Annotated in this window: 25 protein-coding genes; 23 read left to right on the forward strand and 2 right to left on the reverse strand. The window is 59.5% G+C overall.

Annotation, left to right across the window (positions count from 1 at the left end; genetic code table 11):
• The first annotated feature begins 37 nt into the window (after window positions 1–37).
• The 11 genes from SynSYN20_RS06640 to SynSYN20_RS06690 all read left to right on the forward strand — a co-directional run bounded on the left by SynSYN20_RS06640 (window position 38) and on the right by SynSYN20_RS06690 (window position 3,983).
• The gene (locus SynSYN20_RS06640) at window positions 38–532 is read left to right on the forward strand and encodes a hypothetical protein (RefSeq protein ID WP_186525237.1); all 495 of its coding nucleotides are present in this window, start codon (window positions 38–40) and stop codon (window positions 530–532) included.
• 102 nt (window positions 533–634) lie between these two features.
• Window positions 635–1,309, forward strand: a complete 675-nt coding sequence (locus SynSYN20_RS06645; protein ID WP_186525238.1) for a hypothetical protein — start codon at window positions 635–637, stop codon at window positions 1,307–1,309.
• Window positions 1,310–1,354: 45 nt separating this feature from the next.
• A complete protein-coding gene (locus SynSYN20_RS06650; protein WP_186525239.1) occupies window positions 1,355–1,636 on the forward strand; it encodes a hypothetical protein in 282 nt (93 codons plus the stop codon).
• Window positions 1,636–1,806 (forward strand): hypothetical protein, encoded by a 171-nt coding sequence (locus SynSYN20_RS06655; protein WP_186525240.1) that lies wholly within the window; start codon window positions 1,636–1,638, stop codon window positions 1,804–1,806. The genes SynSYN20_RS06650 and SynSYN20_RS06655 overlap by 1 nt, the downstream gene beginning before the upstream one ends.
• A complete protein-coding gene (locus tag SynSYN20_RS06660; protein WP_186525241.1) occupies window positions 1,796–1,978 on the forward strand; it encodes a hypothetical protein in 183 nt (60 codons plus the stop codon). The genes SynSYN20_RS06655 and SynSYN20_RS06660 overlap by 11 nt, the downstream gene beginning before the upstream one ends.
• Window positions 1,975–2,451 (forward strand): phycobiliprotein lyase, encoded by a 477-nt coding sequence (locus SynSYN20_RS06665; protein ID WP_186525242.1) that lies wholly within the window; start codon window positions 1,975–1,977, stop codon window positions 2,449–2,451. Before SynSYN20_RS06660 ends, SynSYN20_RS06665 begins: the two co-directional genes overlap by 4 nt.
• Entirely contained in the window at window positions 2,444–2,761 is a 318-nt protein-coding gene (locus SynSYN20_RS06670; protein ID WP_186525243.1) for a hypothetical protein, read from the forward strand. The genes SynSYN20_RS06665 and SynSYN20_RS06670 overlap by 8 nt, the downstream gene beginning before the upstream one ends.
• Window positions 2,761–2,946 (forward strand): hypothetical protein, encoded by a 186-nt coding sequence (locus SynSYN20_RS06675; protein WP_186525244.1) that lies wholly within the window; start codon window positions 2,761–2,763, stop codon window positions 2,944–2,946. Before SynSYN20_RS06670 ends, SynSYN20_RS06675 begins: the two co-directional genes overlap by 1 nt.
• A complete protein-coding gene (locus SynSYN20_RS06680; protein WP_186525245.1) occupies window positions 2,943–3,347 on the forward strand; it encodes a hypothetical protein in 405 nt (134 codons plus the stop codon). The genes SynSYN20_RS06675 and SynSYN20_RS06680 overlap by 4 nt, the downstream gene beginning before the upstream one ends.
• Before the next feature lie 10 nt (window positions 3,348–3,357).
• Window positions 3,358–3,600 (forward strand): hypothetical protein, encoded by a 243-nt coding sequence (locus SynSYN20_RS06685; protein ID WP_186525246.1) that lies wholly within the window; start codon window positions 3,358–3,360, stop codon window positions 3,598–3,600.
• A gap of 5 nt (window positions 3,601–3,605) precedes the next feature.
• Entirely contained in the window at window positions 3,606–3,983 is a 378-nt protein-coding gene (locus SynSYN20_RS06690) for a hypothetical protein (RefSeq protein WP_186525247.1), read from the forward strand.
• 106 nt (window positions 3,984–4,089) lie between these two features.
• On the opposite strand, the gene SynSYN20_RS06695 is transcribed toward SynSYN20_RS06690, so the two are convergent.
• Window positions 4,090–4,620 carry a hypothetical protein gene (locus tag SynSYN20_RS06695; protein ID WP_186525248.1) on the reverse strand — a complete coding sequence of 177 codons (531 nt, stop codon included), beginning with the start codon at window positions 4,618–4,620 and terminating at the stop codon, window positions 4,090–4,092.
• A gap of 287 nt (window positions 4,621–4,907) precedes the next feature.
• Here SynSYN20_RS06695 and SynSYN20_RS06700 point away from each other — a divergent pair, with 287 nt between their 5' ends.
• Window positions 4,908–6,500, forward strand: coding sequence for a DUF4055 domain-containing protein (locus tag SynSYN20_RS06700; protein WP_186525249.1), 1,593 nt, complete (start codon window positions 4,908–4,910; stop codon window positions 6,498–6,500).
• Between the two features lie 57 nt (window positions 6,501–6,557).
• On the opposite strand, the gene SynSYN20_RS14695 is transcribed toward SynSYN20_RS06700, so the two are convergent.
• A complete protein-coding gene (locus SynSYN20_RS14695) occupies window positions 6,558–7,247 on the reverse strand; it encodes a DUF3288 family protein (RefSeq protein ID WP_370586722.1) in 690 nt (229 codons plus the stop codon).
• Between the two features lie 38 nt (window positions 7,248–7,285).
• Between SynSYN20_RS14695 and SynSYN20_RS06710 the strand changes: the two genes are divergently transcribed.
• The 11 genes from SynSYN20_RS06710 (at window position 7,286) to SynSYN20_RS06760 (ending at window position 15,702) form a co-directional block, all read left to right on the forward strand.
• Entirely contained in the window at window positions 7,286–7,453 is a 168-nt protein-coding gene (locus tag SynSYN20_RS06710; RefSeq protein ID WP_186525250.1) for a hypothetical protein, read from the forward strand.
• Window positions 7,454–7,505: 52 nt separating this feature from the next.
• The gene (locus tag SynSYN20_RS06715; RefSeq protein ID WP_186525251.1) at window positions 7,506–7,763 is read left to right on the forward strand and encodes a hypothetical protein; all 258 of its coding nucleotides are present in this window, start codon (window positions 7,506–7,508) and stop codon (window positions 7,761–7,763) included.
• Between the two features lie 53 nt (window positions 7,764–7,816).
• Window positions 7,817–8,146: a hypothetical protein gene (locus SynSYN20_RS06720; protein ID WP_186525252.1), complete on the forward strand. Its 330-nt coding sequence runs from the start codon at window positions 7,817–7,819 to the stop codon at window positions 8,144–8,146.
• Complete coding sequence (locus tag SynSYN20_RS06725; protein WP_186525253.1) at window positions 8,146–8,301, forward strand: hypothetical protein; 156 nt, start codon at window positions 8,146–8,148, stop codon at window positions 8,299–8,301. Before SynSYN20_RS06720 ends, SynSYN20_RS06725 begins: the two co-directional genes overlap by 1 nt.
• Window positions 8,302–8,433: 132 nt before the next feature.
• Window positions 8,434–8,658, forward strand: a complete 225-nt coding sequence (locus SynSYN20_RS06730) for a hypothetical protein (RefSeq protein WP_186525254.1) — start codon at window positions 8,434–8,436, stop codon at window positions 8,656–8,658.
• A gap of 52 nt (window positions 8,659–8,710) precedes the next feature.
• On the forward strand, window positions 8,711–8,935 hold the full coding sequence (locus SynSYN20_RS06735; protein WP_186525255.1) for a hypothetical protein: 225 nt from the start codon (window positions 8,711–8,713) through the stop codon (window positions 8,933–8,935).
• 65 nt (window positions 8,936–9,000) lie between these two features.
• Window positions 9,001–9,210 carry a hypothetical protein gene (locus tag SynSYN20_RS06740; protein WP_186525256.1) on the forward strand — a complete coding sequence of 70 codons (210 nt, stop codon included), beginning with the start codon at window positions 9,001–9,003 and terminating at the stop codon, window positions 9,208–9,210.
• A gap of 144 nt (window positions 9,211–9,354) precedes the next feature.
• The gene (locus SynSYN20_RS06745) at window positions 9,355–9,606 is read left to right on the forward strand and encodes a hypothetical protein (RefSeq protein WP_186525257.1); all 252 of its coding nucleotides are present in this window, start codon (window positions 9,355–9,357) and stop codon (window positions 9,604–9,606) included.
• Window positions 9,607–9,670: 64 nt separating this feature from the next.
• Window positions 9,671–10,093: a hypothetical protein gene (locus SynSYN20_RS06750; RefSeq protein WP_186525258.1), complete on the forward strand. Its 423-nt coding sequence runs from the start codon at window positions 9,671–9,673 to the stop codon at window positions 10,091–10,093.
• Window positions 10,094–10,128: 35 nt separating this feature from the next.
• The gene (locus tag SynSYN20_RS06755) at window positions 10,129–10,419 is read left to right on the forward strand and encodes a hypothetical protein (protein WP_222929763.1); all 291 of its coding nucleotides are present in this window, start codon (window positions 10,129–10,131) and stop codon (window positions 10,417–10,419) included.
• 39 nt (window positions 10,420–10,458) lie between these two features.
• Entirely contained in the window at window positions 10,459–15,702 is a 5,244-nt protein-coding gene (locus SynSYN20_RS06760; RefSeq protein WP_186525259.1) for a zeta toxin family protein, read from the forward strand.
• Window position 15,703 lies beyond the last annotated feature (1 nt).

Here is a 15,703-nt window from a genome sequence, read left to right on the forward strand (position 1 = left end):
CGCTGATCTGATTTCTGACCTCTTTCCTTTCTGAACCATGCACCGCTTTGCTCTTCCTTTGTTGCTCGGCCTTTCCGCTATTGGTGCGCCAGCTTTTGCTGGTGGCTCGGCACAGCAGAACTCCGTCAACAACCAGAACAACAGCGGCATGGTCAACCAGAGCCCAATAGGCGGGGTCAACCACAACACTCAGATCAACAACAACTCGATCAGTGAGTACAGCTTCGGGCCTGGGATCAACTGCCCAACTCCTGGGCTTGCCTTCTCCTCCTCTTATGCAGGCGGGAGTGGTGGTTTCGATGGCTATTCAGCTTCTGTGTCCTATGTGATGCCGCTTGGTGGCTCCATTGGCAGAGCTTGCAAGGAACTCGCCGTTGAGATCGCCAGGCAAAGGCAGCTCGACACCCAGGTCACGATGATCCACCAATGCGCAGGCTTTGCGGCTCAGGGCATTCAGATCGACGTTGCATCCTTTCCAGAGTTCAGCGTTTGCAGCGCTGTGCAGGTCAACGGGAACTCTGCTGTCAACTAGCTGTTCGAGTTAGAACAGCAACAGGGAGCAGAAGGCACAGCCTCGGAGCCGGGTCTGCTCACACCCCCTGTCAATCCCCGGATGCTCTCTTCGCATGGCTCCATGCCTACCGCAGCTCTTCTCCTCTTCTTCTCTCTCTTGGCCCCAGCAGCTACACCGTCTCGCCTCGATCAGGCCCTCTCATCGATCGGCCCAGCAACGACCATCCAGGTCACGGTCAACCCTGAGCCAACTTCAACCCTTCGCTCAGTGCTTGCACCGCTGGCTGATCTCGTGGCCAAAGGTGAGTCCACAACCATGGGCGGATACAACGCCGCGAACCGTGGGCGTGCTTCTGACCTTGGACGCGATGGCTTGAGCGCTGTCTTTGGCGGGCGTGACTGTAGTGAGATCACCATCGGTGAAATCCTCCTGGCTCAGGGCCAGAGGCGTCTTCATGCGGCAGGCCGCTATCAAATCATCGGGATCACCATGCCCATGGCTGTGCGTTCTGCAGGGCTATCAGGTGCCGACATGTTCAGTCCTGAGAATCAGGATCGTCTGTTCCTGGCTCTGCTGAAGAACAAGCGTCCGCTGGTGTGGCTCTACATCAACGGGTTGTCAGGCAATGGCCTAGGCGCTGCTGATGCGATGTCTCGTGAGTGGTCCTCGATCGCTTACTGGGATGGCCGCTCTTACTACGGCGGAGGAGATCGCGCCCACGTTTCGCGTGAAGAGATCCTATCTGAGTTGGAACAGACGCGAGAGCGTATGCGAAGCCATACACAACACCCGTAGTTTGTATCACCCCGAACTACCCCCGACTTCTTCCCCCTCTTTTCTATGAACCGTTTCGCACTCCTTGCTGCATCTGCTGGAACCGGCGCTGCCCTCAGCCTCGCCATGGCTGTGACCCAGCCAGCTAAGGCCGGAGGCCACATCAATGGCTACGAAGTCTCCTACCTCTACGACTCCGGCAGCTACGGAACCACCGACACCATTCACGTTTATGGCCCCTCGGGCCTCGAAAAAATTCAGGTCCGTTGTGCCCCCTTCGATTGGAGCAGCTACGGCGCCAACACCGAAGCCTTTGCTGCTTCGATCGCACGTGCTTGGTGCTTCTGATGGATCCTCAAACCATTCAGAACTGGCCCCTTTGGGACATCATCCAGCTCTCTCGCGACGTCGCTGAAGCCCGTGGCGACACTCACATCCTTGTTCAAGTTGAAGAAACAGAGGATCTCCTCCTCCGCCTCGAGCTCCTCTACACCGACGTCCCCGCTCATGAACGCTGAAATCCGCGAACCATGGCTCGCCACCCTCTGCGAGTGGTTCCAATCCGCTGACCAGAGCACGATGCTCCGCTACCCGATCAAGCGTGATGAGTACAGCCAGGCACGCCAAACCTGTTCACACCTCGAGCGCTGCTTCTCCTATCCCTCTGTCCTATCTGAGTTCGAACCATGACTTGCTATTCACCTTTCACTTCCTGGTTTGACCGCTGCGTCGGGTCCTGGAACTCCGATCGCTCTTATCGCTACTTCACGCCCAAGGGCACCATCCCTCAGCTGATCAAGACCCGCTTCGTCACCACCCACACCGGCACCTGCAAGTACGAGGTGGCCTGGTCCTCCGACATGGTCGACCTAAGCGGTGAGGTTCTTCGCGAGGCATCAGCAGGAACGATGCGCCTCGAGTTGTCCGGCGATCTTCTCGTCCGTGACATCGGGTACTTCTCCAAGGAGCCCACCTCCTGCCGTCTCGAGCTCGTCGACGAGGACACCGTCGTGTTCCACACCGCTTATGGCGGCTCGAAATACCGCGAGGAGATCCGCTTCATCGGAGACAACATCCGCCTGAGGCAAACGATTGGTTTCTCAGAGGAAGGGTCTCTGCAGCTGATCGGCCAGTACTCCGAAACCCGGCGAATTGATGACTAAGTCCTCAACCCACTCGCCGGAACACTCCACCACCACTACTTCTTCCATGGCTGACTTCACCTACGACCAAGACCTCCACATCGTCATCAACAAGAAGGTCTATGCCCGAGCCGACTTCACTCCTGAAGCTGTTCAGGGCGTGAGTGTGATCAACTTCGCTGATCAGACATTGGCCAGCAAGGCGCAGGAGCTGAACATCCTGCAGCGCGGCCGGGACACCTTGGTTCGCGACCTGGTCGAGATGATGGCCCCGTTTCCTGTTCTGCACGAGATCAGCGACGAGGAAGAAGAGCGCGGGGAGGTGGACTGATGTTCCGTTTTCTCTTTCGCAAGCCACAGGCCAAGTCCTTCCGGATCTTCTACACCTGCGGCAGCTCGCACTTCTATCAACAGCTGGTGGTGAAGGCCAACAGCATGTACGAGGCGCTGAGGATCTTCGACACCGAGATGGAGCCTTGCTTCACCCGGCGTGGAGCTGAGGAGATCGTCGCGTGACTTTGCGCCAGCGCAACTACTGCCTGGCCACATGGGACCCAGCCACCGAGATGGATGAGCTTCGGGTCCCTTTGTGTTTTGCCTTCGTCGGTATCCGCTCCAACCTCGAGGCAGCTAAGGCCCTGGGCGACAAGCTGAATGTCGAGCCGCGGCCATGGCTGGTCAAGAACCACTGGGCTGTGGCTTTCGACTATGTCGTGGGCCAAGGCGTTGATCCCTTCAAGGAGATCCACATGAAGTTGTGGGAGATGTCCGTGATGGGGATCGAGTTCGCATGGTGCACCGATCCGATGCCTGAGATGCCGCCTGAACTCACGAAGCGGAACAACTGCTTCCAGACGCTGGAGGAGGCGCTTGAAGCTTTCGCCCGCATCAGTCCTGGTTCGAATTCTGATCTTTGATTGTGACCCTATGACCGCTTCAACGGCTTTCATCTCCATCACCCTGTTCCTTTGCGCTGTTTGCTTCCCAGAAGAGACCTATCTGGTGGCCATGAAGATCGGCCTCGAGCTGGAGCTGATGCACCTGAACTGGAAGCTCCGCCGGATGCAGTGGAAGCTGTACAAGCAGCTCCAACGCGCTCACAAGGAGCGGGGCTGGGCTCCGTTGCCTCCCTTCAAGTTTGTCCGCATTCAGGACAGGGCGAGGAAGTGATGGGCATGTTCGACACGGTCACCAGCAGCTACAAGATCCTTGGCTGTCCCTGGGATCACGAGCTACAGACCAAGGACTTGATGTGCTCGATGGGCCGGTATTGGATCAGCCCAAAGGGTCAGCTGTACGAGATCAGCTTGAGGGACACCGCCGACTATGTCGCCAAGCCTGAGGACGAACGCCGCGGCCCATGGGACACCCTGACCTGGTCACGCAATGGCAACCGAGGCAGGGTTCTGATCACGCCATGGTGGGGGCCAGTCCTGGTCTATGCCTCGCAGTACTCCGGGCCATGGGAGAAGAGGCCTTGTGCTCGGCTCAGCTTCTGTGATGGCCGGATCATCGCTGTCACCACGTCCACCATGGGTGACGTCGCCTCGTAGTTTGTTTCATAGCTGCAAGACCCACACCCAAGGGCAGGGCTCACAGTTCGGCACAAGTCAGCCGCACATGACTTCAGGAGCTCCCGAAAGGGGGCTTTCTTGTTGCCTAGATGTTGAAGTCGAACGCATAAGGGACCAGGAGGGTGTCCTCGAGGTCCTGGCGGTTGATGAAGCCTTGATTGATTGCACGGCGCAACATCTCGCGCCCATCTCTCAGAATGAAGAGCTCAGGCTGGCAGTGGGCCTCGAGCAGGAGGCTCACCGTCTTGACGATGTCCTTCTTGCTGGCGCGGTGTTCCTTGGCCTGAGTGGCCCGGACGTTGATGATCTCCTCGATGATGAGCTCGGTCTGTTCAACGTTGCCTTCTTGCTCGGCGAGACCATTCAGCAAGTCGTAGCGGTAAGAAGTGGCCTCCCAGCCAGGAACCGTGCCCATCATGCAGGCGTTGCCGGTGATGGCTTCGTTTACTCGAGCTTCCAGGCTGTAGGGGACGCTGTATGTCTCGATCGCCTCGACTGATGAGACGTTGGGCTGCCATGCGTTGCCGCCGAGGTGCTTGAAGCCTGTGACTTGAACGACCAGGGAGATGCAACTGCAGTTCATGTCGTAGACGACAATCTCATTGGCGACCTCCATGCCAGGAAGAAGGATCACCGGACACCAGTTTTGGTTCTTTTCTGCGCGGTCAAGATCGATCGGATAGCCGCCAATGGCCAGAAAGTTCTCTCCCGAGAGGAGGTCGGCTGCGTAATTTGTCGAGCTTCCCTCAGGCTGCGTGTGTTGTCACCACAGTAACCAGAAAACACACGCAACTGCAACTTCCGCATTCATGGCGGAGCAGATGTTGCATAGACAGGGCCGGAATCCTCTGACAGCGCAGGCGTGATGCCTCGTCTCATCACACTTCAGCCGAGAGGGCTCCAATGCTTGACGTTCTTGTCGCCCATCCGATCGACGACCCTGAACTCGTCAGCTATGTGAGACCCGAGCTCCGGGCACTGTTTCCCGAGCTGGAGAAAGTTCGTGATTGCTACGAGCTGATGAGGAGCCCCCAGTGCAAAGGGCGCTACTTAACGCAAGAGCCAGGCGAGCCTGATGAGGCGTTCGAATCACGGCTGAGCCGCAGTACTTACACCCCGGTCTTTCGCGATGCGATCAAGGCCTTCGCTGGCCTGCTGGGCAACTACCAAGAGCACGAGCTACCCAAGACCCTCGAGGACAACCTGAGCAACGTGGATCTGATGGGATCCAGCCTGGCCAAGCTGCTCAACGACCTGGACCAGCTGGTCTTGCGTGATGGTGGCGCTGCTCTGCTGGTGGAGATGCCACCTGAAGACGAAGGCCTGGAGTCAGCGCTCGAGGAATCAGAAGCGGGCAAGCGGCCGTACTTGGTGCCCGTTGAGCGAGCCAACATCATCAATTGGCGGACAACGATGCGAGCTGGCCGGGAGATGGTCGAGCAGTGCGTGATTCGCACGATCGTCGAGGAGCCCTCAGAAGACGGTCAGTTCGGCACCAAGCTCGAGCCGGTCTATTGCTACCTCTACCCAGGCGGATACACGAAGTTCAAGCTGGTTCGCGGAGCTGCTGACAGCAAGTGGACCCAAGTTGTGGTGGCCCAGGGCGAAACGAGCCTCCCTGTTGTGCCCTTGGTCTGGATGGGTGCAACCGGCAGCCGCTTCGGCATCGGTGACGTGCCCCTCTATGGCCTGGCCGATCTCTCGATCCAACACTTCCAGCTGCGCAGCGACCTGGCTGAGCTGATCCATAAATTGTCGATGCCTGTTCCTGTGCGCAAGGGAGCACCGACTGATCAACACGGCAGGCCCGCACCTCTGACGATTGGACCCAACACCGCGATCGATCTACCTGAGGAGGGCGACTTCTTCTTCGCTGAGCCGAGTGGATCTTCCCTGGCCCAGCACCAAGAGGAGATCAAGCACGTAGAGGCGCTGATGGATCGCTCGAGCCTTGCCTTCATGTATGGCAGCGAGCAGACCAAGACCGCGACAGAGGCCGTCCTGCAGGGCGCTCAGATTCAGGCCCAGGTGAAGACGCTGATCGAGAACAAGGAGAGCCTGTTCGACATGGTGCTCAAGCTGTGGGCGATCTATACCGGCGAGAAGGTGGCTGAGGAGTCAGGCATCGAGGTGAGCGACAACCTGATCCAACGCCCGCTCGAGGCGACGGAGGTTCAGAGCTACCTCAACCTGTTTGGTGAGAGCGCGATCAGTCATCAGACCCTGCTCGAGGAGCTGCAGCGTGGTCATGCGTTGAGCCATGACATCGACATCGAGGAGGAGATCGCTCGCATCGATGAGGAGAAGAAGAAGGCCCAAGAGGAGGCGATGGCCCAGATGGAGGCGATGGGCGGCCTAACCGGTGGCCCTGAGGATATGGCACCTGCGGCGGGCAACTTCAGCAAAGCGCCTGAGGCCAAGAAGAAGGACCCCAAGAAGGAGCAGGAGGTGGCAGCCGATAAGAAGGCCGCCAAGAAGCCAGCCAAGGAGAGCTGATCGGAGGCCTCTCAAGATCTAGATCTGCCCGCGAGCCCCCACATGAGGGGCTCTTTTTTATGGCTCGGATCCTTCGACGTCTGCTCCTGATCCCACCTCATCGTCGACCTGGTCTTCCCGGCCTGGCCTCCAGCCACTGGTCCAGATCTTGCGGGTCTTGATGTTCAGTTCGTCGCGGCTGAGCTTCCAGATCTTGAGGAGCTTCTCTAAGTCCTGCTTGATGTCAGGCGAGCCAGGGAATTCCGCGTACCTGGAGAAGAGCATCGCGACGGTTGTGAGGTGCGTGTTCGTCGGATCGCCCTGGTGGCCAAGCGCAGCGTCCAGCCGGTCGCGGTCGGTCGCATAGAGGGGATGGGTCTGTTCGTTGTTGTCGCTCATGAGCTGATCTTGCCAGCGGCGAACTCTCAGCGTCCTCTCATTGACAACACGTCCACTAGAAAGCACAATGAAGGAGTCCCGAAGGAAAACAACATGGCCGACTTCTTCACCACCTACTTCGACGAGAAGAACCTGACCGAGGAGATCTACGAGGTCACCGACAAGCGCCCAGCCGCCGGCATCTTTGGCACCACTCACATCATCCCCACTGGCGTCGTGATCGAAGCGATCAAGGGCACCAAGGGCCAAGAGCGCCAGCAGATCGAGCAGATCATCCGCCAGATCGATTGCAGGAACGGCGACATCCACCACTTCTTGCGCCACATGGCCGAGGGCATCGCCAACAACACCTGAGCCAAGCGGGCCCACCTGGGCCCTTCACCTATCACCATTCGCACCCTGACATCATGGCCAACTACAACACCTACGTCACCCGCCTGCGCACCGAGAACCTGATCAAGCTGATCGAGGCCACCACCAGACACCAGGCAGGCTTGAGGTTGCAAGTGACTCAAGAGCGCAACATCACTCAGCTTCAGGAGCTGCAGGCCGAGCTGTTCAGACGAATTGCTTGACACCACGTCCAACAGAATGCACACTTAAGGAGCCAAGCAACCGGAGCCAACCATGACCAACATCGCCACCATCAGAACCGCTGCCTACCAGATCGCAGTCGACTTCGAAGCCACCAAGAGCCAGGCCATGAGCCTTGCAATCCTGGCAATCAACGCCGCAGGCTTTACCGCCAAGGAAGCATTCGAAGCCGTGATCGGCGAGGGCCGCTGGGACATGCTCCCCGCAGATTGCACAGAGGAGGCCGTGATGGCCGCAGTGTTCGCTGACATCCCCCTCGAGCTGCAGCAAGCCATGGCCGCCGCCGCCTGACCTGAACGGGTTCTTCGGAACCTTTCCCTGTAACCATTCGCACCCTGACAACAATGGCCAAGAAGAAAGCCGCCACACCCAAGCCCACCGCGCTCACAGCCACCGCCGAGAGCGGCGAGGTGTTCACCCGCAAGACCAAGAACACCTACACCCACGCGGTCTACATGGAGGCCACCATGAGCGATGGCCGGGTCGTGAACTACACGCCCTCCTGGGTTGGACGTCCTGACCTGGTGGAGAAGGCCATGAAGCGGGTCACGGCTCTGGCCGGCTACCGCCAGGGCAAAGAGCTCCTCGAGTTCGACCGGGAGAACGGAGGCACGATCGCCACTGGGATCTTCTTCGAGTCGGTTCGCGGTGTTGCTGTTCCGGTCAACGCCTGATGACCTACCAAGTCCGCCTCATCGAGTCCGCCACAGGCCAGGTTTTCGCCCGCGTCGTGCTGGTGGATCCCGATGGGGCGGAGCACCCCTCCAAGCATCGGGGCACCCTGCACCGCACAGCTCAGGGGACGCCAGTCGTTAAGCCGCGGCCATGAGCAGCGGCTCTCGGGCCCGCCGAAAGATCCTCAGCGAAGTCTCAGCCGGATTCTCAGCGAACTCTCATCCCTGCTGCTGACACCACGTCCCTCAGGATCTACACTGGAGGAGTCCACAAGACACCCAACAACATGACCAAGACCGAGACCAAGGCTGCAGCATTGATCGCCGCGATCACCGCCTACGCCGCTGAGTTCATTCAGGCCGGCGACTGCGCCGGATTCCTTGAGGACTTCGCCATCAACGCAGGCGTCGAGATCGATGAGCTCACCGACACGCTGCAGGACAACGCGGACCAGCTCAAGGAGATGCGCCTCGCCGATGAGTTCGCCGATGAGCAGGCCGAGGGAGCCTGATCCCGCGGGCCCTTCTGGGCCCTTCTTCTGTTCGAGTTCTAACCGCAACAACATGAAACAGACCAAGACCCACAGCGCCACAGGCCGCCCGCTCTACATGACCACCGAGTGGTGGTTCTCCGCCTACAACCCCGAGGGCTGGTGGGCGAAATACCACCCCGAGTGTCTGGACAGCCTGGACACGATCGCCAGCCGCCCAAGCCTCGATCCCTGGGGCCACGAGGACAAGCGGGACATGATCCACCCGAGACAGCAGGCCATGGCCGGCCAGCGCTGATCACCTGGGCCCTTCGGGGCCCATAGCCTGTCACCATTCGAACCCCAACAACCCCAACAACAATCATGACCGCTCCACTCTTTACCGCCACCGACTCCTTCCTCTGGGATCTCGAGATGGCTGACATGTCCGACGATCAGTTGATCGCTGTCGTCCGCGGCCTGTATCACACAGCACCACACGGCAAGGTTCGCGCCATGGTCGATGAGCTCCACCACCGCTTCGGCTTTGACGTGGCCAACCACGTCATCGGGACGGCTCACCTCAACGCCTGATCCACCTGGGCCCTTCGTGGCCCTTTCCTATAGGCGCCATGTCAGATCGCCGACGCTGCCGATTCTCAGCCAGCTCTCAGCTTGCAGTGTTGACACCACGTCCACCAAGGGCGATACTTAAGGAGTCCCCGAAAGAACCGGAACATGACCAAGTCCACCGCCTTCGATTACACCGCCGTCGGTCGCCTCACAGCCATCCACGGTCGCTTGGCTGTCATCACCGTCACACGCGGTGAGATGCAGCCACTGGAGGTCGAGTTCCTGATCAAGAAGGAGATCGAGACCAAGGAGATCGGCGCTTATGTCGGCGCTGTCGGCAAGGTTCGCCTCGTCGATGGCAAGTTCTGCGGCGTTGCCCGCAACCTGACCCGCCTGGGCAAGCCAAAGGCCGCCTGATCACCTGGGCCCTTCGGGGCCCATAGCCTGTCACTATTCGAACCCCAACAACCCCAACAACATCATGGCCACGAGATCTGCAATCGGTTACAAGCTCCCCAACGGCAACATCAGAGCCAGCTACTGCCACTGGGATGGCAATCCCGAGCACCAGCTCCCCATCCTCACCGAGCACTACACCACAGCCGAGGCCGTCGTGGCCTTGGTGGCCCATGGCTCGATGAGCCAGCTCCGCACCCGCAGCACCTGGGACAACGGCTCTGTCCTTCGCGACGCACAAGGCGGCTTCGTGCGTGACGCCGAAGGCCTCTTGCGCTACGAGACCGAGCAGGAGCCTGGCCCGCTCTATCACTGCGAGCGCGGCGACGGTATGGAGCCAATCACCAGCAACTATCCCGCGAACTGCTGGGATGAGCTGATGGACATTGAGCACCTCTATGTCTTCCACCCTGAGCACAGCTACTGGGAGCACGTCGAACAGGACTGAGACACCGGGCCTAAGGGCCCTTTTTTTTGTGCCTCGTGTTTTCGCTTCCGGGAGCAGCTGCGCGGGGGCCGCGGCTTAGCGCCCTCGGAATCCTGCGCTGTTCTTACAAGCGCGTCATGGACATCAAAGCCTGCGGAAAATGTGGCGCCAAGTGGATTGATGGGCAGCTGTATTGGTCCACCGGAGCCAAGGCAAAAGAGGAGGACCTCGCTGGCCTGGTCTGCAACACCCTCGGCGACAAGCAGTGCATCAACCCGATGCGCGGCAACGACACCGGCACCACCTGGGCCAAGCGCATGGACGCCATCAACGAGCTCGACGAATAGCCAGGCGCCGGAACACTTGTGCGCTGAGATTTGGTGCAAGTGGCAGGTACTGGAGCTGATCTTGAGAATTCCACCCTGGCCTGGGTCGACAAGCTCGACGGGCTAGGTGATGGCACCACGAAAGCTCAGAACGCAATCCTGGCCAACAGCGCCGAGCAGATGCTCGCTGAGCTGCGCAAGTCCTACACAAAACTCGCTGACGAGAAAGCCAAGGACCCCAACAGCAGGTCCCAGATCTACACCTCGCAGCAACTGGCCAACAGGATCGAGAGCACGATCGAACTGTTGCCGGCCAAGCAGCGCAAGGCACTTGAGGGCCTTTATGACGCCGAACTGAAGAAGGCCGACCGACTGGGTCGTGAGTCAGGCGTTGATCTCAACAACATCCTCAAAAACAGAGACAAGACCCTCAATCAGAACGCCAAGCCAAACGTCGATGCCGTCAACGCAGCCAACAGGCGGCTGAACCAGTTCTGGCAGAAGGAAAACTCGCAATTCACCGATCGGGTGAAGGCGATGACTCGCAACGCCGCAGCCCAGGGCATGAGCTGGCGGCAGCTGAGCAAGAACATCCGCGAACTGCTGATCCTTGAGGAGAAGCAGGGCACACAGAGCGACAGGTCCAAGGCCGTCAACAAGCGATTCGGCATCCCAGGACGGGCCGAGATGATTGCCAGAACAGAGCTCTCCAACGTCTACATCGGCGGAAAGCTCGATTCATACAGAGAGATGGGATACGACCACGTCAGGTGGTCCGCTGCAGCCGAGCGCACCTGCGGCTTTTGCATGAGCCGTGACGGGCTGGTCTATCCAGCCGAGGAGATCGAGAGCGCAATCCCTGCGCACCCTCGCTGCCGCTGCGACCTCATCCCGGTCGATGTGCCCAAGGACATGAAGGGCAAGAAGATCACGCCCAAGCAGGCCGCTGAGGAGCTCGACGATGGCTACTGGTCCAATTCCAGGAAGCAGAAGCTCGACCAGTGGAAGAAGGAGCAGAACCTCAACAAGAGAGGCGAGCCCAAGTCGATCCTCAAGAGCAACAGCGAACTTGACCAGGCTCTGCGCAACTACGCCCAGACGCCCACCAACACGCAGAACTATTTGCGCCCAGGCCAGCCGGCTTCCCCTCCCCTGTATGCGCCAAGCGGCAGCATCATTCCCGATGTCGAGGTGGCGGCCACAGCGGCCAAGCAAGCCGCAGCGGATGAGACCAATCGCGTCGAGAGAAAGCGGCTAGAGGCTGAGGCCCAGAAGCTCAGGGACACAGAGGTTCAAGAGCGCCCAAGCGAGGAATTCACCCACCAGCGATTCAGCGACGCGGACGGAGAGCCAGGGCCCAATACCCGTTGGACCAAGGAGCGGCAGAAGCTGCACGACAAGATCCTCAACGAATTCCTGAAGAACGGGGTGGTCAGCAAGAACCCCACCTTCACCATGTCTGGTGGTGGCCCTGCCTCAGGCAAGGGCTTCATGTTGAAGAAGACCGGCCTGGATCAACCCGGCAAGGTCGTGATCGACGCGGACGAGATCAAGAAACTCATCCCTGAGTACGCCAAGGCACAGAAGACAGGCGGCAAGGCACAGCAGGCAGCAGCGGGTCTGGTGCACGAGGAATCGAGCTACCTGGCCAAGCGGATCATGAGCGAGGCCTCCAAGCGCAAGTTCGACGTCGTTCTCGATGGAACAGGGGACAGCGGCATCAAGTCCCTGTCTAAGAAGGTTCAGAAGATGCGCGACCAGGGCTACAGGGTCGAGGCCAAGTACGTCAGCGCCGACACAAACACTGCAGCGCAACGCAACTGGGATCGTTTCCTCAAGACCGGACGCCTTCCACCCGAGTGGATGCTCCGCAACGTTCACGCCGATGTCTCCAAAACTCTCCCTGAAGCCATCAAGAAGGGGATCTTCGACAAGGTCGAGCTCTACGACACCAACAAGTCGGGCGAACTGCGCAAGGTCATCACACAGGTGGGCGGCAAGAAGCCAACCATCAACGATCCGAAGCTCTGGGATGACTTCCTGAACAAGGCCAAGGCCCCTCAGGTCACTAAGGAACAAGGCGACGCAATGATCGCCAAGCGCAAGGCCGACATGCAAGCGGCCAAGGCACCAAAGAAGGCTCCTCAGGCAATCATCGATGCGGGCCTCGAGCAGGGCTGGAAGCTGATGGCCGAGCAGCCGGCACAGCAGGCCAAGCTCCTCGCCAAGGTCGAGGGCATTGCAGCCAAGGCCAAGCGCACCGAGGCGCTCAAGCCGATCAAGGCCAAGAAGTCAGCTGAGACCCAGGAACGCAAGAAGGACTACTACGACGAGGTCGTGTGGAGGGCTGAGCAGTTCGGGATCAGCATCAAAGCGGCCACAGGTGCTTACGCCAAGGCGATCAAAGAATCGGGCATGAAGCCCGGCGCTGACTACAACGAGGCCATCGATAACGCGTTCATGAGCGCGATGAGGAAGGCCGGTGAGGCGGCCAGGAAGGACGCACTGAGGGGAATCAAGGCCAAGAACTCAGCCAAGGTCGCTAGCGCGAAGGAGGACTACCTCGACGAGATCGACTATCGGGTCAAGACCAACAAGATCACCCGCGCAGAAGCGATCGACGTCTACGCCAAGGCGGTCAAGAAGACCAAGTTCAAGAACGGACGCTCGGGCGAAGACCTCGAGGACGATTTCTTCTCAGCGATCAGCAAGGAAGCCAAAGAGCAATTCGCCAAGACCGGCATCGACACCAAGAAGATGGTCGCGGAAGCCAGGGCGGAAGCACTCGCGAAGAAGCAGGCCAGGAATCTGGGCACGGTCGACACTGCGAAGACTGCAGGGCCAGCAGCAACCAAGGGCACCTTCAAGGGCAAGACCTCAGCGGATCGCGTCGCTGAGCAGAAGCTGCTGATGAAGGACAGCTTCGATGGTGGGCTCACACGTCAGGGCATCAAGGACACCTTCAACACGTTGGCATCGGCCAGCGGTGCATCGGGCGCGAACTTCCGGAAGCTGATGGATTTCGCGGAGAGATACAACATCTCCACGGTCATGGGCTCCGGCGGACAAACAGCAGCTCAGATGCCGTATGCAACGCGGGGCAAGTGGGCCAAGCAGCTCGAGAGCTCGATCAAGTCCTCTCAGGCACGAGGCGACAGCTCGAATCGGTCATGGCAAGACACCGCCCTGCTCGAAATCAAGAACAGGCGCAAGGGCAGCAACGCCGGCACTCCACTACTCGACCGGGACCTGGGCATCGACCCCACCTTCGGAGTCAACGGCACAACAGCAAAGGGCTGGGGATTCACCAAGGTCAAGACCCTGGCAACCGACAGACCAATCGATCGCGGCACCTTCGAAAAGATGCGCTCAAACATCGAGAAGGGCATCAGGGACGCAGCGGACTTCAACGCACCGGCAAACGTCAAGTCAGGGGTGGGCAACCGGATGATCAAGGGCCCCAATGGCCAGGTCCTCCAGCGCGGTGATCACGACTGGCTGCTCACCCATGTCCACGAAATGGGCCACCAGATCCACTTCGCGGCAGGTTCTCCCAAGTACCGCGGCAAGGATCGTTACTCCCCGAGCCAATACGGCAGGACCAACAAGGAGGAGTGGTTCGCGGAAACTCTCGTCCAGTACACGATCGCCCCCAACGCACTGAAGACGGCCTCACCCGAGGCGTTCAAGTTCGTGGACAAGATCGTGAAGCGGGCGATGTCGGACACCCCAGGCCGGGTGAACCGCTGGGCAAACAACGGCACCGTCAAGCCGGACGACCTGTTCAACCCAGCCGAGGTGCTGGCCAAGCAGAAGGGCGCCACGGTGCCGCAACTGAAGGCGATGGCCAAGGAAGCCGGACTGAAGGGCTACTCGAAACTGACCAAGCCGCAGCTCGTCGAGGCCCTCTCAAAGACAAGATCTGCGGGTACGCCTGCCCCTGCAAAGACACAGTCTTCCCCTACAGGCACACCTGCAAAGCCAAAGGCTGCAGCTAAGACCCCAGAGGTCAAGCCGGTCGACTACGGCAAGAAAACCGTCAAGCAACTGCAGGCTGAAGCCAAGGCCAATGGACTGAAGGGCTACTCAAAGCTGAAGAAGCCCGACCTCGTCAAGGTCCTGGAGGAGGCAACAGCTGCGCCTAAGGCTGCAGGCATCAAGACCAGCAAGGCCAAGGCCAAGAAGAACCTGACGCAGGCGGAGAAGGACTTCAAGCTCGTCAATGAGCAGCTCGGCCTGAGCAAGGAGCAGTGGAGCAGCAAGAGCGACGCTGCCAAGACGCTCACGCTGAAGACGGCCGCCAAGAAAGCGGCTGCGCCCAAGCTCACCGCTGCTGAGGTGAAAGCGAAGGAAGCCAAGGCGAAGTACGAGGCAGCCCTCGAGGCCAAGGCTCAGAAGAAGCTCGCGGCTGACATCGCCAAGCTCGACGCTGAGGTGGCCGCCAAGGCCGCCAAGGCTGCAGCGAAGAGCGCCAATAAGGCTGTCGAGGATCAGATCGCGGCGATCAATAAGGAGATCAAGGCGATCTCACAGAAGGCGCTCACGGGCCAGAAGGTGACCGCAGCAGAGCAGAAACGCGCAGCCGAACTGCAAAAGCAGAAGCGCGAGCTCATGCAGGAGGAGCCGGGCGACGTTGTCACGAAGATCGATCGGACGACGACCGACGTCGAGCACATCTACCGGGCGAAAGACTTCAAGGCCTACGGCTACAACAGCCGGGCGGAGATGACCAGCGCCCTGCAGAAGGTGGCGGAGTACACCGACGAGGGCTACAAGCGATTCATGAATGCCCAATGGGCGCAGAAGCTGCAGGCAGGCGGCAAGTTGACCGCTTACGAGACAGCCAGGGCGAAGGAGGCGATCAAGAACAAGAACGCCCTCAAGCTGCAGAGGGACATGGAAGCAGCCGAAGAGCTCGAGAAGTTCATCGCCAAGGCGCCCAAGTACGACGGATTGGTCATGCGCGGCTTGCACATGGCCGACGACGCGTCTGCTCTGCAGTTCATCAAGAACCTGGGCAAGGGCACGAAGACCAATTCGGTCGAGAGTTGGTCAGACGATTACGCCACCGCCGAGCAATTCTCAAATGGCCGCAAAGGCATGGTCGGGATTGTGCTCAGCGTGCAGAACAAGAGCGGCGTCCCGATTGCCGGCGCTTCCAACTTCTCCACGGAGAGCGAGGTTCTGGTGCCAAGTGGCCAGAGTTACCGGGTCAAGAACGTGACCAAGCGCATCGATGAGGATCTAGAGATCGGCGGCAATAAGCAGGTGATCTATGACGTCGACCTCGAGCTGATCGATTGAG

This window comes from Synechococcus sp. SYN20 (assembly GCF_014279555.1).
In the GTDB taxonomy this organism is placed as follows: domain Bacteria; phylum Cyanobacteriota; class Cyanobacteriia; order PCC-6307; family Cyanobiaceae; genus Synechococcus_C.

Coding starts and splice junctions, on each gene's coding strand:
- SynSYN20_RS06640 (WP_186525237.1), top strand. CDS start 38: ATGCACCGCTTTGCTCTTCCTTTGTTGCTCGGCCTTTCCGCTATTGGT.
- SynSYN20_RS06645 (WP_186525238.1), top strand. CDS start 635: ATGCCTACCGCAGCTCTTCTCCTCTTCTTCTCTCTCTTGGCCCCAGCA.
- SynSYN20_RS06650 (WP_186525239.1), top strand. CDS start 1,355: ATGAACCGTTTCGCACTCCTTGCTGCATCTGCTGGAACCGGCGCTGCC.
- SynSYN20_RS06655 (WP_186525240.1), top strand. CDS start 1,636: ATGGATCCTCAAACCATTCAGAACTGGCCCCTTTGGGACATCATCCAG.
- SynSYN20_RS06660 (WP_186525241.1), top strand. CDS start 1,796: ATGAACGCTGAAATCCGCGAACCATGGCTCGCCACCCTCTGCGAGTGG.
- SynSYN20_RS06665 (WP_186525242.1), top strand. CDS start 1,975: ATGACTTGCTATTCACCTTTCACTTCCTGGTTTGACCGCTGCGTCGGG.
- SynSYN20_RS06670 (WP_186525243.1), top strand. CDS start 2,444: ATGACTAAGTCCTCAACCCACTCGCCGGAACACTCCACCACCACTACT.
- SynSYN20_RS06675 (WP_186525244.1), top strand. CDS start 2,761: ATGTTCCGTTTTCTCTTTCGCAAGCCACAGGCCAAGTCCTTCCGGATC.
- SynSYN20_RS06685 (WP_186525246.1), top strand. CDS start 3,358: ATGACCGCTTCAACGGCTTTCATCTCCATCACCCTGTTCCTTTGCGCT.
- SynSYN20_RS06690 (WP_186525247.1), top strand. CDS start 3,606: ATGTTCGACACGGTCACCAGCAGCTACAAGATCCTTGGCTGTCCCTGG.
- SynSYN20_RS06695 (WP_186525248.1), bottom strand. CDS start 4,620: ATGGAGGTCGCCAATGAGATTGTCGTCTACGACATGAACTGCAGTTGC.
- SynSYN20_RS06700 (WP_186525249.1), top strand. CDS start 4,908: ATGCTTGACGTTCTTGTCGCCCATCCGATCGACGACCCTGAACTCGTC.
- SynSYN20_RS06710 (WP_186525250.1), top strand. CDS start 7,286: ATGGCCAACTACAACACCTACGTCACCCGCCTGCGCACCGAGAACCTG.
- SynSYN20_RS06715 (WP_186525251.1), top strand. CDS start 7,506: ATGACCAACATCGCCACCATCAGAACCGCTGCCTACCAGATCGCAGTC.
- SynSYN20_RS06720 (WP_186525252.1), top strand. CDS start 7,817: ATGGCCAAGAAGAAAGCCGCCACACCCAAGCCCACCGCGCTCACAGCC.
- SynSYN20_RS06725 (WP_186525253.1), top strand. CDS start 8,146: ATGACCTACCAAGTCCGCCTCATCGAGTCCGCCACAGGCCAGGTTTTC.
- SynSYN20_RS06730 (WP_186525254.1), top strand. CDS start 8,434: ATGACCAAGACCGAGACCAAGGCTGCAGCATTGATCGCCGCGATCACC.
- SynSYN20_RS06735 (WP_186525255.1), top strand. CDS start 8,711: ATGAAACAGACCAAGACCCACAGCGCCACAGGCCGCCCGCTCTACATG.
- SynSYN20_RS06740 (WP_186525256.1), top strand. CDS start 9,001: ATGACCGCTCCACTCTTTACCGCCACCGACTCCTTCCTCTGGGATCTC.
- SynSYN20_RS06745 (WP_186525257.1), top strand. CDS start 9,355: ATGACCAAGTCCACCGCCTTCGATTACACCGCCGTCGGTCGCCTCACA.
- SynSYN20_RS06750 (WP_186525258.1), top strand. CDS start 9,671: ATGGCCACGAGATCTGCAATCGGTTACAAGCTCCCCAACGGCAACATC.